The organism is Dyadobacter pollutisoli (assembly GCF_026625565.1).
Taxonomy (GTDB): domain Bacteria; phylum Bacteroidota; class Bacteroidia; order Cytophagales; family Spirosomataceae; genus Dyadobacter; species Dyadobacter pollutisoli.
Window position 1 is genome coordinate 1,841,316 of record NZ_CP112998.1, and the last position, 17,709, is coordinate 1,859,024.

The following is a 17,709-nucleotide window of genomic DNA, read 5'->3' on the forward strand; positions in this document are numbered from 1 at the left end:
CTTATCAATTGAAACAAATCATTTTCACATTGTTATTGATCGCAGGCCTGTGCCGGTGCAACGTTCCTACCTACATGAAGGAGCGAAATCTCGAAGGTGTCTGGCGCACCGACTCGATCAATAACTTTGTGAATGGTTTTAGTTTTACCAACAATACCTTCGACGAACATTGGTCTACATTCGAATACACCGAGGACGGATTTTTGATTGAAAGGAAAAAAGACAAGGCTAAAAAATACCGGTACACACTTCCCACATCCGATTCCCTCGTATACGCCGACTCACTAGGCAAGCGGCTGAGCGGTTTTCAGATCCTGAAATTGACGAGCGACCAACTGATTTTGAAAAAAGCCCAGAAACCATATCTGCCTGGCAAGAATCAGGAATTATTTGAAGTCCGCTTTTTTTCTAAAATGAACGGCAAGTGAAAAGTATCTCCAACTGGTACAAAATCCTCCTCTATCTGAGCCTGGCCGCACTAGCTGGCTGTGGGAAAAAGGACTCAAAAACGCTTTTTGAACTGCTCCCGGCAGAAGAAACCGGTGTTCATTTTGCCAATACCCTCATTGAAGACGACCAGCTCAATATCCTGACCTACGAATATTTCTACAATGGCGGTGGGGTAGGCGCGGGCGACATTAATAACGACGGGCTGACCGATCTGTTCTTTGGCGGGAATATGACGCAGAGCCGTTTGTATCTCAACAAAACGCAAGGCAAAGACCAACCCATTCAATTTGAAGACATTACCGCCAAATCCGGCATTGACATTCCGGAAGGCTGGGTTCGTGGTATTGCTATGGTCGATGTCAATGCGGATGGTTATCTGGACATTTACGTCTGCCGTTCAGGGCCGGCTCACGTTGGGACACTTTCTAATTTGCTCTTTATCAATCAAAAAAATAATACTTTCCGCGAAGAAGCCAAGGCATACGGCCTCGATTACAGCGGCAACACCACGCAAGCTGCCTTTTTCGATTACGACAATGATGGTGACCTGGATGTGTACCTGGTGACCAATGTGATGAATATGAAAGGTCCCAATAATATCAGAAAAAAAGTAACGGACGGATCTTCGCCCAATGCCGACAAATTGTACAAAAACAATGGCAACAATACTTTTTCAGATGTATCCAAAGAAGCCAATATTCTTGATGAAGGCTACGGGCTGGGAATTTCGATAGTCGATGTCAATAACGATGGCTGGCAGGATGTGTACATTTCCAATGACTACGTTTCCAATGATCTGCTGTACATTAACCAGCGCGACGGTACATTCAAAAACGAGATTGCAGCCTACTTCCGTCATCAGAGCTATTCAGCCATGGGTAATGATGCGGCTGACATTGACAACGATGGCCTGGTGGATTTTATCACTGTCGACATGTTGCCGGAAGGTAATGTACGCCGGAAGAATATGTTTGGTCTCATGAATTACGACCGGCATTTGTCCGAGCTAAAAATGGGTTACGAGCCGCAGTTTATGCGCAATACCTTGCAGCATAATAACGGGGTGCGTCCAGGCACTGACAAGCCTTTTTTTAGCGAAACGGGCCGGTACTCCGGCGTTCAGGCAACGGATTGGAGCTGGGGTGCATTGCTGGCCGACTATGACAATGACGGTTTTCGCGACCTGATGATCACCAACGGTTATCCCAAAGACATTACCAACCGCGATTTTGTGATTTACAGAATGGCTGAACACGAGCAACAAATGCAGTCGGGAAACCAGAGCGACCGGCGGTTGACAGACGCATTGAAGCAAGTGGAAGGAGCCCACATTCCCAACTATCTTTTTTCCAACAATAAGGACCTCACCTTCACTAATAAGTCTGCCGATTGGGGTTTTGACATTCCGTCCTTTTCAAATGGCGCTGCCTATGCTGATCTGGACAATGACGGCGACCTGGACCTGGTGATGAACAACATTGATCAGGAGGCATTTATTTACCAAAACCGCTCGGAAACATTACCGGACCGGCATTTTCTGACTATCAAGCTGAATGGTAGCAAACAGAACCGTGCCGGTTTGGGAGCAAAAGTTTGGACTTATGCAGGCAAGCAAATGCAGTATTCCGAAATGTCGCCTTATCGCGGTTATCAATCTACAATGCCAGATTTGTTGCATTTTGGTTTGGGAAAAAGTATAATGATCGATTCCATTAAAATTATTTGGCCTGATCAAAAATCACAAGTTTTAAAAAATATAAAAGCCGATCAGCTTCTGGAAATCGACTATTCCAAAGCAGGCACACTTGTATCTTCCCAAAATGTCGAGTCAGCATCGTTTTTTAAGGAAGCAAGTAACCTCGGAACTAATTATCTGCATCGCGACGAGCTGTATATTGATTTCAAAATCCAGCCGCTTTTGCCGCATTTGTTGTCGCAAAATGGCCCTGGAATAGCGGTAGGGGATGTCAATGGGGATGGGCAGGAGGATTTTTATGTCGGAGGCGCGTTTAATCAGTCCGGCTCCTTTTTTATTCAGGACAAGCAACAGAAATTTTCTCCCAAACTGCTTACCACCGACCGTAAGTATGAAGAAGATATGGGTTCACTGCTCTTCGATGCGGACGGCGATGGCGATCTGGATCTGTATTTGGTGAGCGGTAGCAACGAATTCGAGCCCAATTCTCGATATTATCAGGACAGGCTTTATAAAAATGATGGAAAGGGCGGTTTTAAACTGGATTTGAATGCATTACCTCAAACAACGGGCAGCGGATCAACGGTCAATGCGGCGGATTATGACCGCGACGGCGACCTGGACCTATTTGTGGGAGGGCGTCTATCGCCAGGAATGTACCCTATGGCAGGTGAAAGCTATATTTTAAGAAATGACAGCGGCAAATTCAGCGACGTGACGACGAGTATTTGTCCTGATCTGAAAAACGCCGGTATGGTAACATCCGCATTGTGGACTGATTTTGACCAGGACGGCTGGCAGGATCTGATCGTCACAGGGGAGTGGATGCAGGTGTTATTTTATAAAAACAATAGAGGGAAACTCGCCGACGTTACCTCCGCCACGGGTTTGAAAAAAATGAATGGGTGGTGGAACAGCATTGTCTCAGGTGATTTCGACGAAGACGGTGACATTGACTACGTTGTAGGAAATGTAGGGTTGAATACAGAAGACAAGCCTTCCAAAGACAAGCCATTGACATTGCTGGCCAAGGATTTTGATAAAAGCGGGACCATCGATCCCGTTCTTTGCCGGTACCTGGGCAATGATCTATTTTCGGTACATCCGCGTGACGAAATGACCAGCCAAATGAATTTTCTGAAAAAGCGATTCATCTATTATGCCGATTATTCCAAAGCCAAAATCAGTGATGTGTTCAAACCTGAGGAACTGGAAGGCGCTGAAAAACTGGTTTGCGAAACAATGCACTCGGTCATGCTTGAAAATAAAGGCAATGGTCAATTTGTTTCAAAACCATTACCGTCAGCCGCGCAGCTGGGGCCTGTATATGGCTTATGCAGCGGCGATTACAACGCGGACGGCCACCTGGACTTACTGCTAACGGGCAATTCATACGCTACCGAATCGATCAGCGGTCGGCTCGATGCATTCAATGGATTATTGCTGACAGGTAATGGAAAAGGGGATTTCATCCCGGTCAGCGCAGCGAAAAGTGGGTTTTTGGTAGAAGGCGACGCAAAGGGATTGGCCAATTTGAGATTGAGTGATAGCAGCGCAATGGTTTTGGCGGCACAAAACAACTCGGCACTGAAGACATTCGTAGTGCCGGTTTCGAAAGACATAAAAATTATTGCGCCACGATTGAATGATGCAATGATTGAAGGCACCTACTTAAATGGCAAGAAATTGAGATTTGAACTGCACTACGGCTCAGGCTACCTTTCGCAATCCAGCAGGAAAGTTTCGTTGCCAGCAAAAGGTTTGGTAAAAGTCATCGCCACCGATTTTCAAGGAAAGAGCAGAAACGTTGCGTTTTGAGCGTGTTGCATGTTTTTGTTGCATCCCTACGGGATTTGTGGATTCTTTACATCGAATGTTTTCTACCAAGGTTACATGCCTAACGGCATTTTGCAAATGTTTAAATTTTGCGCTGAAATCGCGTAGCGATGTAACCTTGGTAGCAATATAGAAGACATGCCTAATTCAAATCCCGTAGGGATGTAACATATCCACCAATTTCCATCCATTTACCAAATAAATGTCGCCACGGAACCCGCCTTTAATGTTGCGGACGCATTGTTTTTGCCATCCCGAATCGAAAATGTTTGCACTGTGTCTGAATCATTCAGCACGATCAATACCTTTTTTCCATCCGGCCTCTTGAAAGCCACATTTGGTAACTTATCAATTACATTCGATGCGATCCGCACGGAACCCGCGCGTACAAAACTGGACGCATGTGCTACCACATAATACGAGGCATTGCGGGTGACTTTGTCTTTGTCAATTGTGACGCCACCGAGGCACCGGTCGCAGCCGCCGCGATCTGTGAAAGGTCTGTTTTCCGGGTTACTCGACAGGTTCCATTCGAGGACTGTTTTTGCCCAATTACGCGTTGAACCAATGGTCAGGTCTCTGATATGATTAGGGAAATCTTCTTCAAACTTGCCCGGTGCGCCCATCCATTGCTCCGTGAAATAGAGATTTTTGTCCGGATGCGCCTTGTGAACTTCCGACAATGCTTCGATTTTGCCACCATACAAATGAAACGCTGAACCATCAATGTACTTTTTGGCTTCGGGATCATTCAGGATGGAGATCGGATATTCCGGCTTGTCCGCATTATGATCGTAAATGATGATTTTGGTATCCAGTTTTGCTGATTTAAATGCAGGTCCGAGGTGATTTTTTACAAAAACGGCCTGGTCTTTGGCCAGCATCAGCAAACTTGGATTGTTGCCCGGATGCAGCGGCTCATTTTGAACTGTGATCGCATCGATCCGAATCCCTTCTTTCTTCATTTCCTGAATGTAGCGGACAAAATATTTGGCATATACCTTGTAAAATTCAGGCTTGAGACTGCCCCCGCGCGTATCATTATTATCTTTCATCCACACTGGCGGCGACCAGGGTGAGCCCAGTATTTTCACTTTCGGGTTAATGGCCAGAATTTCTTTCAATACTGGGATCACATCTTTTCGGTCTGGACCCAGGTCAAATTTTTCGAGCTCAGGATCTGTTTGCCCTTGTGGCAGATCATCGTAAGAGAAGATTGTTTCGTTCAGGTCAGAGGCACCGATACTTACCCGCAAATAAGTCATTCCCAATTTGGTACCTGCTGTGGAAAACAATTCTTTCAGCAAGTCAGCGCGAGCCGCCTTGCTCATTTGAATAAGGTGGGAAGCACTGCCGGCAGTTAATGTAAAACCGAAACCCTCCATGATCTGGTAGGTTTCCTTTGTGTCGATTTCAATGACCTTACCTGTCGCCGGTTTGTCCTGAGAAATGATTAATGGCTTTTGCTTTTCAAACAATACAGATTTGTCACTGTTGGTAAGCCAGTACGATATGATACCTTTCCCAGCCTGACCGTAGCACAGGAAATTGACGGATAACAGCAAGATTATCAAGCCGGTTTTAATGGTGGCAGCAGAAATTTTCATAGCAATGTCCAGATAGAAGGGAACAGTGAATACTGCTGCAAAGTAACTGGAAAATAGCGCGAAATCATTTCAATGTTCTACCAGATCAATCCTGCTGATCACTTTTTCCAGATCGATTCCTTTTCCCAGCACCGGCTTGAATAAATCACCCTCGCTACTGATCCTTTCCAATGCATTTGCAATGGTAAAGTCTTTGAGCTGCAATCCTTTTTTGACTTCATCCCAATACAGCGGCATGGAAACGGTCGCGCCAAGCTTTGGCCGCACGGAGTAGGCAGCTGCCAGCGTCGCTTTGGGGCGGTTTTGAAGGTAGTCAATGTACAGTTTGCCCTTTCTGTTCTTGGTCATTCGTTCCACACTCGTGAAGTCAGGCAATTCCTGCTGAACCCGGCCCGCCACCCACTCAGCAAACAATTGACATTGATCATAGCTATATTGCGCTCCGAGCGGAATGTAAATATGCAGGCCGGTGGAGCCGGATGTTTTGCAGTAACTATCCACCTTAATGGAGTCCAGCAATTGTTTGATCGTCTGCGCGGTAAGTATTACCTGTTCAAAAGTATTGGTCGTATCAGGATCCAGGTCCAGCAGGCACCAGTCAGGATTATCCGGCGTCTTCGTCCGACTATTCCATGGATTCATATCAATGCAACCCAGATTGGCCATATATAGCAAGCTAGCCTCATCGTTACAGAGCATAAAGTTCTTTTGCTGGTCTTCACCATTGGCGGTATACGGAAATGTATCCACCCAATCCGGAACCTTACCGGTAACATCTTTCTGATAAAAGCTCTTGCCATTGATTCCATTTGGAAACCGGTTCAATGACATGGGCCGGTCTTCGAGATACGGCAATATATAAGGTGCCACCTGATAGTAATAATTGATCAGCTCGCGTTTGGTGATTTTTTCTTTGGGCCAATAGAGCTTGCTGAGGTTCGAGAATTTAACCTCGTGGCTATCAATCTTCCTTACCTGGGTTTCTTCTTTCGGATTGAGCAAAGTTTTTCGTTTCGCCTTTGCAGGTTTTTTAATCACCTCACTCTTCTTCACTGCCTTTTCATCGTCTTCGACCATTTCCTGGGTAGGCTCTTCGAATTCCCGCACCACATCTTTGGCTGCCTTGTCTTCCCGCATACCTTCGAATGACGGATGCCTGAAAACGCCGTCAGATGTAATTTCAGTGAAGCTCACCTCGCACACCAATTCTGGTTTCAGCCAGGTAGCGTTGGCTTTGGGGGGATTGGGCCTGAAACGCGACGGTTTGTTATAGTCCGGTGTTTCCTCGAAAGGGCTTTCCTTGGTGATCAACGGTTTAAACGCCGCCAGCATTTCCTTCTGTTGTTTGTCTTTAAAGCCTGTTCCTACCTTGCCTACGTACTGCAAATTGCCATTGCTATATGCGCCAAGCAGCAGTGCGCTGAAAAGTTTGGACGAACCGGCATTTTGGGTATAGCCCGCAATAATGACCTCCTGGCGCTTATTGATCTTGATTTTTAGCCAATCTTTGCTCCTGATTCCGGGGAAATAAACACTGTTAGATTTTTTAGCGATAATACCTTCGAGCCCCATATCGCAAGCAGCTTCAAAAAATGCATGGCCCTCTGCCGCGATGCTGTAGCCCAGTTTGACAGGACTGTCGTCGGTTACTATGCTTTGCAAAATTGCTTTTCGCTCCGTGAGAGATAGGTTAGTGAGGTCGACGCCGTCCAGCCAAAGGATATCAAAAACGTAATAAACCAACTCACCGTCAGCCTCACTGCGCCAGTTCTGCAGCGCACCGAAATCCGAAAGGCCTTTTTCGTTGATCACTACTATCTCGCCGTCCAGAACAGCGTCAATCTTCCATTCGGAGAGGCCCTGGTAAATGGGGTAGAACTTGTCATTAAACGATTTCTGGTTCCTTGATTTGATCTCTACCGAGCCCTTGTTAAGAAAGGAAACCGCCCGGTAGCCATCCCATTTTACCTCATATTCCCACCCGGGGTCGTCAAATGGCGCGTCGACCAGGGTTGCCAGCATGGGGACAAGCTCCTCGGGGAATTTACTTTTTGGCGCCTTCTTTAAGATGGCTTTTGTTTTTTTTTTAGCGTCGGCCGGTTTTTCCTTTTCGCTCGCTTTCTCTAATGTCTCGTTAGCCTCAGCAGTGCTTTTTTTATCGTTCTTACCTTTTTCGGATTTGCCAAGCTCAGTAGTATCCTCGCCGTAGATATTGTCGGGATGTTCTTCTATTCCTTTCAATGTCTTGCGGGAAACAACCGACCTGTCTTTCTCGGTAATATCTGATTCATCCGCATACTTATCACGGTGCTTGATGAGCAGCCAGGAATTTTCAGCCATGCCGGTTTTCACCAGCGCGAATTCCCCTTTCAGTTTTTTACCATGTAATCTGAATTTCAAAGAGCCGGATTTTAATTCTTTCAACAACGTTTTCTCCTGGTCAGCTTTGGAATCAGCTTCTTCGAGTGGTTCATATGTGCCGAAATCCCAAACCATCACGGTACCTGCGCCATAATTTCCCTCCGGAATAATGCCTTCAAAATCCTTGTAGTCGTATGGATGGTCCTCCACCATCATCGCCAGCCTTTTTACAGAAGGATCGGTAGAAGGGCCTTTCGGCACCGCCCAGCTTTTCAGGACACCGTCCATTTCCAGGCGAAAATCGTAATGCAGCCTGGACGCGTCGTGTTTTTGGACTACAAATATCAATGCTTCCGCTTTTGCTTCGCCACCTTTTGGCTCGGGAGTTTTATCAAATTCGCGTTTTTCGTTGTATTTAACCAGGCTCATGATTTTCTTGTGATTTAGGTTGATGATGTTAAGAGGCCTTGTCAACAAGCCCCAAAAGTGTTTTAGCATTCATAATCGCATGTCCGCCGACGTCATTATTGAAAAATGCCCAGACGGTGTGACCCTTTTTTGTCCAGTCGATAAATTTGGCCGCATATTCCTCCAAAACCTTCCCTGAATACGAAGAACTATACAGGGAATGGGGGCCATGAAACCTGATAAAAATGTCTTTTGCCGTAACTTGCTCCAAGTAGGGATATCGGTCCGACTGGGCAAAAACCAGCGTGACGTTATACTTTCTCATCAAGCTTGTGCTTTCGTCTGAAAACCAGGACAGGTGCCGTACTTCCATTGCAACTCTGTAATCGCCGTAGTCGTCGTTTAAGATTTTAAAAAGGTCGGTGACCACGGTTTCATTGAATTTAAGATTAGCCGGAAGCTGGATCAGGATAGGGCCGAGATACTTTATGATCGGTTCGAAAATGTTGAAAAAACGTTCCAGTGGTTCTTTGGGCTCGTGCAGTTTTTTCAAATGACTGAGATATCTGCTCATTTTGGGGCAAAAAAGGAAGCCTTCGGGGACTTGCTGGATCCATTTTTCGACTGTGCTTTTCAATGGTAGTTTATAAAAAGAACTGTTGATTTCAGATACTGAAAAGTGTTCAGCATAAAATGAGAGATAAGATGCTGGTTTAACATTTGGCGGATAAAACACTCCTTTCCAGTGCTTATAGCTCCATCCGGAAGTACCAATATGTATCTTACCTATCGCTTTCATTGCAAAATTTTTTGCTTATCGCCAGGATAAAATAATCATACCGTTACCATTGAAACGCAATGATTTGGAATGGTTTTTGAATCGGCCTTATGAAACAGATTGAAATTAAACCAGAAAAAATGAGTGTAATTGATATGCTGGGAGACCAGGAAGAGACTTTGGGAACGGAAGAGGATCTGCGCGAGGAGATTGTCGTGGAAGTAATGCAACAGGAAATTTCCGGAAGCCTGGTGAAAATAGAATTCGAGACTTCCGCTGGATTTTGCAGGGGCTATTACTTTTCCAGTGAGCTGGGCCGTGAGGAAATCAACCTCGAAGCGGAATCCATGGAGATTTTAAAGTCCTTGTTCCCGGGTGTTAATGGTGCTTTCGTTCACCAGGTTAAGCGCGAATGGGTTGAAATCAGTTTGACGGAGTCAGCTGCGGGGTTTCCCGAGTATAAGATGTTCAGTCGGATTGTGACGGGTGGGGCGGTCTGAAAACAAAAGGATCATGATGCCCATCGCGTCATGATCCTTTTGTTTTTTTGACAACTATTTTTTTAGAACCTTTACAGTTTGTTCTGTCCCGTCCTTTCTGACGGTTTTGATCAAGTACACGCCACTTGGCATTTCCCGGAATTCATATTCTCTTATCTGCGAATCGGGGCTTTGTGATAGCTTGTTTAGTTGCTGAATCTGGCCAGTAGCGTTGTACACTTCTATATTCTTTACTTTCGCCCAGTCGTCAGCTTTGATATTGAGTTTATCAACGACGGGGTTAGGGTAAACGCTGGCCAGGTTCAGGTTGAAGGACAGGCTTTTCATCTGGCTGAATGTATAACTGCCGTCATTATCGACCATCTTTAACCGATACAGATTTTGTCCGTGTAGCGGAGTCACATCAGTGTAAGTGTAAGTTTTTAATGTTTTGCTTTCACCATTTGACTCTATCTGCGCGAGTGCGCTCCATTGTTTGCCATTGCTGCTACGCTGTATTTCGAAGTAGTCGCTGTTTGTTTCCATGGAGGTACTCCACGATAAAAATGCCTCCTGTTCCGATCTTTTAGCGGCAAATTCAATCAAAGTGACTGGTAACTCACTTCCTGCTTCTACGGCTGTGATTTTGAGCAGGTCTTTTGTCAAAATAAGCGGGAATGAATGGGAGACCAGATTCTGATTGACGTCGATTTCCCCGGTTCCGCTTGTAGGTCCGGTCGTCACATAAAGTTCCTCATCATTATAGTAGGCCAGTTTCAAATTATCTTCAACATTCCCATTCAATTCAGATTCCAGATATTTGATACCAACCTTTCCGAAGAAATTGATCGGGGTATTAAATTCATAAACCCGATTGATACTGTTGGTTGGCGATCCCGGAATTGCCACCGAGGACACATTCAAAATTTGGTTACTTAATGTCAGACCTGCTACCGCAGTTGGAGTAAGGATTAACCCATTGATAGAAGCCGTTGTCCCACCGAGGATGTGAAAGGTGGTGCCGGAGGTGAATTGGGCTTGCGTTTTGAAAATATTTCCTGTGAGAAGCAATGTTATAATTGGAATTATATATCTATTCATGATTTCGAAAAGTTGATTCTAGAGATGAAACAATCCTTGTCGACACTATTGTTTTATCACTAGCCTCCCGTTGAAGAAACTTCGATTAGCGCTAGCGTCTAAAAGCATTGTAATTTCTTTGTGATGGGTAATAGTTACATAAATAATATCACCTTGTTTAAGGTCCATATCTGCTGAAATGACACTTGTAAAATAAGAGCCATTATTTGTATTTGAATTTATTACCAATGTGTTGCTGGTACCATTTCTTTCTCTAATCAGTTGTAAATCGGTTGTGAATGCCGCACCACCCCAACAAACTTGCACGTCAAAGTGATAAAGTCCATCAACTGGTGCAACAAACTCACTAGTTGCATTAGTGTAGTTATTGTCGAGATCGTAAAATGACGATTTGAAAGGGATTTTATAATTAATATCCTTTGCAACCATTTCCATGCCAGATTCAACGCCTCTCATACTAAACGCAACTGCACCTTCCCATTTAGCTTCGCCAAATGCATCGCTAGTGAGAACTTTACCAGTCCCAGGATTTGTATCACTGCCAAACAATTTCATTCTCCCTTCTACGATCAACGCATTTCCGAATTCACTTTTTGCGTGTACACCCACCCCGGTTCCAGTCGAATACCCTTTGATCGCAGTGGCATTCTGGTTATTTCCGTTGTAATTGTCGATTTGAAATATTGCGTTAATTTCATTCCCACCATAATAGTAAGGCATCGCCACACTTGAAAGGAAACGCCAATCAGGAGAAACAGGCGTGTTTGCATTAAAATAATAACCAATCCCATATTTCAATGATGCATTAGTATTGTAGACCATCAGTGAATTGGCAGGGGAGGGAACAGTCGTCTTGTCGGTCAGCGACTGCAAAGCCACTTTGGGGATCAAAATCCCTTTATTGGTACTTTGAATGTCCAGGGCTGCGCTGGGATCAGGTGATGTAGTGTTAATCCCAACGCCCTGGGCAAAAAGATTTTGAGAGAATCCGTATAATACGAGAAGAAGGAAAAGCTTTTTCATATGTTGTTTACGTTTGTTACATTAATGCAAGCAAACATAGCCTTTTGGGAATAAGGATTGATTTAATGTGAATAAGCGGCTAAGACGGATTATCGAATGGACAAATCAGTACTGCTAGGCACCCAAAATTGAACCTTTATTTCGTCAGCTTGACCTGATTTTTCTGAACTTTGTTCAGTAATTATGTCGAAATTGGGTCAACTACTTAACGACAAAATTTTCTTTCATGAAGGATATCAGTGCAAAGGATTTGAAATCCATTGAGGTTTTTAAGGATGTTCCTGAGGATCAGTTGCAATGGATGGTTGATCAGAGTGAACATGTAGAATTGCCGGAAGGTAGTTTCATGACCTCACCGGGCGAGCCGCTGAAAGGAACCCACATCATTATCAGCGGACGAATTGAGCTGTACCGGATTCAAAATAATACGAAGCTGACCATTGCGGAACTGCTTCCCGGCACGGTAACGGGAATTTTGCCTTTTTCGAGGGGGAAAATTGGTATTGCCTATGGCCAGTGTGTAGAGGCTACCCAGCTCATGACTTTCCCGAAAGAGCGGCTGCGAGAGCTCATTATCTCACATTACGAGCTCACGCAGGCATTGGTGATCGTGATGACGTCTCGTGTGCGGGAGTTTACCGAGCTCGAACAGCAGAATGAGAAAATGATGGCCCTGGGCAAATTATCGGCAGGCCTGGCGCATGAGCTCAACAACCCCGCTGCTGCCATTGTGCGCGGGTCTGATTCGTTGAAAAAGCATTTGCTGTTGCAACCAGGTGCATTTAAAAGGTTGATCTCCATTCATTTGTCCCCTACCGAAATAGACATTATCAATGAAAAAATGATGGCGTTACAGGCCAATACCAACCGGCCCGTGCTGTCGATGATGAAAAGATCGGAAAAAGAAGACGAGATCCTCGACTGGCTGGATCTCAATAATGTGTCAGAATGTGATGATATGGCCGAAAATCTGGTAGAATTCGGCATTACCGAAGAAGATCTGGACGATTTGAAGGACAAGATCAACAAGGATGATTTTTCACCAATTTTGCTCTGGATCAACAACAGCCTCACCACCGAGCGCATGGTAGCGGACATCCAGGAGGCCTCCAAGCGGATCGCTGACCTGGTAGGATCCGTCAAAACATTCACGCACATGGACCGCGGCGGCGAAAAAGAGGTGATCGATATCCATACCGGCATCAAAAATACGCTGACGATGCTTAATCACAAGCTGAAAACGGGCAATATCAGGGTCGTTGAGGAGTTCGATCTGACCCTGCCACATTTGAAAGCGATGGTAGGGGAGCTGAACCAGGTATGGACCAACCTGATCGACAATGCGATCGATGCACTCGAAAACCAGCCTGATCCCGAGCTCAGAATCATTACGCAACGTGACAAGGAGTTTATCAAAGTGTCGATTTGCGACAATGGTCCGGGTATTCCAAAAGAGGTACGTTCCAAAGTTTTCGATCCTTTTTTTACTACCAAAGCGATCGGAAAGGGAACGGGGCTGGGGCTGGATGTGGTTATGCGCATTGTAAAGCAGCATCATGGCTCGGTTACATTGCACACAGAAAGCGGAAAAACAGAATTTTTGGTTTGTTTTCCCATTAATGGATAATTTAGGTTTCATTTTTAAAAAAGGTCTCAACTATGGGTTTGCCCATCATATTCTCTATTGACGACGATCCACAGGTTCTGCGGGCGATCAGCCGCGACCTCAAATCTCATTACCGCGACAAATACAGGGTTCTTAGCACTTCCTCCGTCAGCGAAGCGATGGAAAGCTTGCTCGAACTTCAAAACAAAGGCGAGGAAGTAGCGATCTTCATTTCTGACCAGCGCATGCCGGAAATGCAGGGCGTTGATTTTTTAGAAAAAGCAATGGTACTCTTTCCGTTTGCGAAAAGGGTACTGCTCACGGCCTATTCGGATACCGATGCGGCTATCAAGGCGATTAATGACGTGCAGCTGGATTATTACCTGATGAAACCCTGGGACCCGCCAGAGGAAAAGCTGTATCCGGCCATCGATGAGTTGCTGCACGACTGGCAGGCAAACTACCGTCCGGATTTCAAAGGTATTAAAGTGATAGGTTACCAATTTTCACCTAAGGCGCACGAGATCAAGGACTTTCTGGCTGGTAATCTGGTGCCATATTCGTGGATGGATGTGGAGTCCAATGAGGCCGGAAAGCAAATCGCCGCTACTAATATGCTTTGCCCTGTCGATTTTCCAGTGGTCATATTTGAAGACGGTACTTTGTTAAAAACACCATCTCTGATCGACATTGCTGAGCGGATAGGACTCAATGCGAAAACCAAGCAGCAGATATACGATGTGGTGATCATCGGCGCAGGGCCCGCTGGGCTGGCGGCTTCGGTTTATGGAGCTTCGGAAGGATTGAGTACCTTATTAATAGAGAGAAAAGCACCGGGCGGACAGGCCGGAACGAGTTCAAGGATAGAGAATTACCTCGGGTTTCCTATGGGGCTGAGCGGCGCTGACCTCACGCGTAGGGCGATCACGCAGGCGACCCGGTTTGGTACCGAATTTCTTTCCCCGCAATTTGTAAAAGAGATTAAATTAAAGGACAAATATAAAACCATTGTACTGGGCGACGACAGCGAGATCAATGCCAAAGCTGTGGTTATTACGACCGGCGTGGATTATAGAAAGCTGGAAACCAAGGGTATAGAAGAGTTTACGGGAAAAGGAATTTATTACGGGGCTGCCAGTACAGAGGCGAGTTCCTGTGGTAATAAGGATGCATATGTACTCGGCGGCGGGAATTCCGCGGGGCAGGCAGCGATGTATTTGTCCAAATTTGCCAGGAATGTCTACATCCTCGTCCGTAAGAACGACCTGACATCCTCTATGTCGTCCTACCTGATCGACCAGATCAAAGGAACCGACAATATCAGTATCCTGGGCTGTACCGAGATCGTCGAGGCGCAAGGGAAAGATCACCTGGAAGCGCTGAAACTGGTGGATTTGAATACGAGCGAGGAGCGTACCGTACCGGCAGATGCCTTGTTCATTTTCATTGGCGCAAAGCCTTACACTGACTGGGTGGGACTGGAAATCATCAAGAATAACAAAGGTTTTATTGAAACAGGCCGCGATATGAAGGGTTATAACAATTTCCGGCAGGTGTGGAAAGCCGAGCGCGATCCCTACTTACTGGAAACAAGCTCCCCGGGCATTTTTGCAGCCGGTGACGTTCGGGCCGGGGCTATGAACCGGGTTACATCTGCGGTAGGCGAAGGCTCCATGTCAATCAGTTTTGTTCATCAATATTTAAGCGAAGTATAATGGATCAGATTTGTAACCATATCACTGAGATCACTGAGATCAAAACCGCTGTGGAGCATGTTTGCGAAGAATGTAAGAAAGTGGATGGCTGGTGGGTACATCTCCGGACTTGCCAGACTTGCGGCGCCACATTATGTTGCGACAGCTCGCCCTCCCAGCATATGACGAAGCATTTTCATCAAACTGGTCATCCGGTAGCATCTTCTGCCGAGCCGGGAGAAAAGTGGCTGTGGTGCTATGCCGATGAATCTTTCGTGACCTATGATTAAACAGTTGCAAGCATTGGATTGAATTTCGTAACTTTGATTATGCAGAAATCAATTTCAGTATCGGAATTTTATAAAGATATCGAGCAACTTATCCCAGTGCCCGTTCAGAAAGAGATCGGGCACTTTAACTTGTTTAAGACGGCAGACCTGTACCGTACCAAAACGGGTTCAATGCCTTACAACCGGCGATCGTATTACAAGATCAGCCTGATACTAGGGAAAAATAGAGCTGAATATGCGGATAAAGTCATCGACATTGAGCACAATGCATTGCTTTTTGCAACGCCGCTGATACCTTACAACTACGAGCCGCTGGACGAAAAGCAATCGGGTTTCTTTTGTATTTTTTCAGAAGATTTTCTGACGCAGGACAATAGCGGCATTAAATTGAAGGAGTTACCGGTATTCAAGCCAGGAGGAAGTCCCATATTTTTCCTGACTGAACCGCAGATCGAGGAGGTAAAGTATTTGTTTGGCAAAATGTTCAGAGAAATTGAATCTGACTATGCCTATAAATACGATCTGCTGCGAAATTATGTCATTGAACTGATCCATTTCGGCCAAAAACTCCAACCGGCGACCTCGCTTTTCAATGAAACCAATGCTTACAATCGGGTTTCTTCTCTCTTTATAGAACTGCTTGAAAGACAGTTTCCTATTGAGCCGCCACATCAGAAGCTTACCTTCCGGTCGGCCAAAGACTATGCCGATCAGTTGTCGATTCATGTTAATTATCTCAATAAGGTTTTAAAAGAGATCACCGGAAAAACGACCACTGAGCTCATTAGCGACAGGATTATCAAGGAATCTAAGATCCTCTTGAAGCATACGGATTGGAACGTATCTGAAATCGCGTACAGTCTGGGGTTTGAAGAACCTTCCCATTTCAATAACCTTTTCAAAAAGCATACTTCGCTCAGTCCGCGCGCGTTTCGGGTCTGAGATTTGAATTTCGTAAGTTTTGATTTGAAACGGGCAAATTTACCGTTCACCGCTCCGATACCTTTGTTCCATCAATTTTAAACAAACAAAATGATGGACTCAGGAAATAAAATAGCGTTGGTAACCGGCGCAAGCAGAGGATTAGGTAAAAATATTGCGCTCGCCCTTGCCCAAAAAGGAACCGACGTGATTGTTGTGTACCGGAATAAAGCAGAGGAAGCCGGAGAAGTAGTCGCTGCGATCGAAGCATTGGGAAGGAAAGCAGCGGCGGTTCAGCTGGACACTGCGAATGTGTCGACATTTGACGCATTCTTTGCTTCACTTTCGCATATTTTGCAAGACAAATGGGGTAGGAGTAGCTTTGATTTTTTGATCAACAATGCCGGTATCGATCGCCCATCGGCATTCGCGGACACCACCGAGGAGGCATTTGACGAGCTGATGAATGTGCATTTCAAAGGTGTTTATTTTTTAACCCAAAAAGCATTGGCTCATATGGCTGACAAAGGCAGAATCGTCAACCTGTCGACTGGCCTGGCCCGCTTTTCAACACAAGGCTACGCGGCCTATGCTTCGATGAAGGGTGCGATTGAAACATTGACGAAATATCAGGCCAAGGAACTGGGATACAGGGGAATTACGGCCAATGTGGTAGCGCCCGGAATCATTCACACCGATTTCACAAAAAGGGCGTTTGATTCGCATCCGGGCATGGAGGATCACATTAACACCATCACCGCTTTGGGCAGGGTAGGTATGCCCGATGATATTGGCGGAGTGGTCGCATTTCTGTGTTCGGAAGAGGCTCGCTGGGTTACCGCGCAGCGCATTGAAGCCTCCGGTGGAATGAATTTGTAGTGCGGGTGCGTCAGCGGGCGTACGGTCCGGTCAAGAAAGGATTATTGACATCGGCGTCAGTTATTGGGAGAATAAATGCAATATTTGCACGAAAACTCACTTCATAACATTCCGGCAAATGTCAATAAAAGGACCGATCATTTCGATTGAGGATGATGCTGACGACCAGTTTCTAATCAAAAGCGTCATGGATGAATTGAACATTCCAAACAAGGTTCTTTTTTTTGGAAATGGTCTGGAAGCATTATTATACCTCGAAACGACGCAAGAGCAGCCTTTCCTGATTATTTGCGATATCAACATGCCGGTAATGAATGGTTTGGAGCTGAGGGAGCGCATCGACCAGAATGAATACCTCAGGAAGAAATCCATCCCATTCGTTTTTTTGAGCACGGCAGACAATCCACAGATTATCGAGGCGGCTTACGACTCGACGATACAGGGCTTTTTTAAGAAAGAAAACAATTTCAATGAGCTTCGTAACCGTTTCAAAGTCATTTTTGAATACTGGAAATGTTGTCTTCACCCCAACAACAATGCATGATCCGAAGCAACAAAGGATCACAAAACAACAGCATGA

Annotated in this window: 14 protein-coding genes; 9 read left to right on the forward strand and 5 right to left on the reverse strand. The window is 45.5% G+C overall.

The window, feature by feature from the left end:
• Positions 1–8: 8 nt before the first annotated feature.
• Together ON006_RS07660 and ON006_RS07665 are read left to right on the forward strand one after the other, a co-directional pair.
• Positions 9–428 carry a hypothetical protein gene (locus tag ON006_RS07660; protein ID WP_244819065.1) on the forward strand — a complete coding sequence of 140 codons (420 nt, stop codon included), beginning with the start codon at positions 9–11 and terminating at the stop codon, positions 426–428.
• A complete protein-coding gene (locus tag ON006_RS07665) occupies positions 425–3,964 on the forward strand; it encodes a VCBS repeat-containing protein (RefSeq protein WP_244819064.1) in 3,540 nt (1,179 codons plus the stop codon). The genes ON006_RS07660 and ON006_RS07665 overlap by 4 nt, the downstream gene beginning before the upstream one ends.
• Positions 3,965–4,173: 209 nt before the next feature.
• On the opposite strand, the gene ON006_RS07670 is transcribed toward ON006_RS07665, so the two are convergent.
• From ON006_RS07670 to ON006_RS07680, 3 genes are all read right to left on the reverse strand, one after another.
• A complete protein-coding gene (locus ON006_RS07670) occupies positions 4,174–5,589 on the reverse strand; it encodes a glycoside hydrolase family 30 protein (RefSeq protein WP_244819063.1) in 1,416 nt (471 codons plus the stop codon).
• Positions 5,590–5,658: 69 nt separating this feature from the next.
• Positions 5,659–8,379: a DNA ligase D gene (gene ligD / locus ON006_RS07675; protein ID WP_244819062.1), complete on the reverse strand. Its 2,721-nt coding sequence runs from the start codon at positions 8,377–8,379 to the stop codon at positions 5,659–5,661.
• A gap of 28 nt (positions 8,380–8,407) precedes the next feature.
• The gene (locus ON006_RS07680; RefSeq protein WP_244819061.1) at positions 8,408–9,157 is read right to left on the reverse strand and encodes a DUF72 domain-containing protein; all 750 of its coding nucleotides are present in this window, start codon (positions 9,155–9,157) and stop codon (positions 8,408–8,410) included.
• Between the two features lie 119 nt (positions 9,158–9,276).
• On the opposite strand from ON006_RS07680, the gene ON006_RS07685 reads away from it, so the two are divergent.
• Positions 9,277–9,636, forward strand: a complete 360-nt coding sequence (locus ON006_RS07685; RefSeq protein ID WP_244819060.1) for a hypothetical protein — start codon at positions 9,277–9,279, stop codon at positions 9,634–9,636.
• Positions 9,637–9,690: 54 nt separating this feature from the next.
• On the opposite strand, the gene ON006_RS07690 is transcribed toward ON006_RS07685, so the two are convergent.
• Positions 9,691–10,716, reverse strand: a complete 1,026-nt coding sequence (locus tag ON006_RS07690; protein ID WP_244819059.1) for a T9SS type A sorting domain-containing protein — start codon at positions 10,714–10,716, stop codon at positions 9,691–9,693.
• Between the two features lie 45 nt (positions 10,717–10,761).
• Positions 10,762–11,739, reverse strand: coding sequence for a phage tail-like protein (locus ON006_RS07695; protein ID WP_244819058.1), 978 nt, complete (start codon positions 11,737–11,739; stop codon positions 10,762–10,764).
• Between the two features lie 226 nt (positions 11,740–11,965).
• Here ON006_RS07695 and ON006_RS32105 point away from each other — a divergent pair, with 226 nt between their 5' ends.
• The 6 genes from ON006_RS32105 to ON006_RS07730 all read left to right on the forward strand — a co-directional run bounded on the left by ON006_RS32105 (position 11,966) and on the right by ON006_RS07730 (position 17,673).
• On the forward strand, positions 11,966–13,366 hold the full coding sequence (locus ON006_RS32105) for an ATP-binding protein (RefSeq protein WP_279679519.1): 1,401 nt from the start codon (positions 11,966–11,968) through the stop codon (positions 13,364–13,366).
• Positions 13,367–13,398: 32 nt separating this feature from the next.
• Positions 13,399–15,060: a response regulator gene (locus ON006_RS07710; RefSeq protein WP_244819057.1), complete on the forward strand. Its 1,662-nt coding sequence runs from the start codon at positions 13,399–13,401 to the stop codon at positions 15,058–15,060.
• The gene (locus ON006_RS07715; RefSeq protein ID WP_244819056.1) at positions 15,060–15,329 is read left to right on the forward strand and encodes a UBP-type zinc finger domain-containing protein; all 270 of its coding nucleotides are present in this window, start codon (positions 15,060–15,062) and stop codon (positions 15,327–15,329) included. The genes ON006_RS07710 and ON006_RS07715 overlap by 1 nt, the downstream gene beginning before the upstream one ends.
• 39 nt (positions 15,330–15,368) lie before the next feature.
• The gene (locus tag ON006_RS07720; protein WP_244819055.1) at positions 15,369–16,271 is read left to right on the forward strand and encodes a helix-turn-helix domain-containing protein; all 903 of its coding nucleotides are present in this window, start codon (positions 15,369–15,371) and stop codon (positions 16,269–16,271) included.
• Positions 16,272–16,361: 90 nt separating this feature from the next.
• Positions 16,362–17,129, forward strand: a complete 768-nt coding sequence (locus ON006_RS07725; RefSeq protein ID WP_310590180.1) for an SDR family NAD(P)-dependent oxidoreductase — start codon at positions 16,362–16,364, stop codon at positions 17,127–17,129.
• 118 nt (positions 17,130–17,247) lie between these two features.
• Positions 17,248–17,673 carry a response regulator gene (locus ON006_RS07730; RefSeq protein WP_244819054.1) on the forward strand — a complete coding sequence of 142 codons (426 nt, stop codon included), beginning with the start codon at positions 17,248–17,250 and terminating at the stop codon, positions 17,671–17,673.
• Positions 17,674–17,709 lie beyond the last annotated feature (36 nt).

Bases quoted from the DNA above. Each gene is read 5' to 3' on its own strand.
- ON006_RS32105 (WP_279679519.1), top strand. From the start codon at position 11,966: ATGAAGGATATCAGTGCAAAGGATTTGAAATCCATTGAGGTTTTTAAG.
- ON006_RS07715 (WP_244819056.1), top strand. From the start codon at position 15,060: ATGGATCAGATTTGTAACCATATCACTGAGATCACTGAGATCAAAACC.
- ON006_RS07720 (WP_244819055.1), top strand. From the start codon at position 15,369: ATGCAGAAATCAATTTCAGTATCGGAATTTTATAAAGATATCGAGCAA.
- ON006_RS07730 (WP_244819054.1), top strand. From the start codon at position 17,248: ATGTCAATAAAAGGACCGATCATTTCGATTGAGGATGATGCTGACGAC.
- ON006_RS07690 (WP_244819059.1), bottom strand. From the start codon at position 10,716: ATGAATAGATATATAATTCCAATTATAACATTGCTTCTCACAGGAAAT.
- ON006_RS07695 (WP_244819058.1), bottom strand. From the start codon at position 11,739: ATGAAAAAGCTTTTCCTTCTTCTCGTATTATACGGATTCTCTCAAAAT.
- ON006_RS07670 (WP_244819063.1), bottom strand. From the start codon at position 5,589: ATGAAAATTTCTGCTGCCACCATTAAAACCGGCTTGATAATCTTGCTG.
- ON006_RS07685 (WP_244819060.1), top strand. From the start codon at position 9,277: ATGAGTGTAATTGATATGCTGGGAGACCAGGAAGAGACTTTGGGAACG.
- ON006_RS07680 (WP_244819061.1), bottom strand. From the start codon at position 9,157: ATGAAAGCGATAGGTAAGATACATATTGGTACTTCCGGATGGAGCTAT.
- ON006_RS07710 (WP_244819057.1), top strand. From the start codon at position 13,399: ATGGGTTTGCCCATCATATTCTCTATTGACGACGATCCACAGGTTCTG.
- ligD (WP_244819062.1), bottom strand. From the start codon at position 8,379: ATGAGCCTGGTTAAATACAACGAAAAACGCGAATTTGATAAAACTCCC.
- ON006_RS07725 (WP_310590180.1), top strand. From the start codon at position 16,362: ATGATGGACTCAGGAAATAAAATAGCGTTGGTAACCGGCGCAAGCAGA.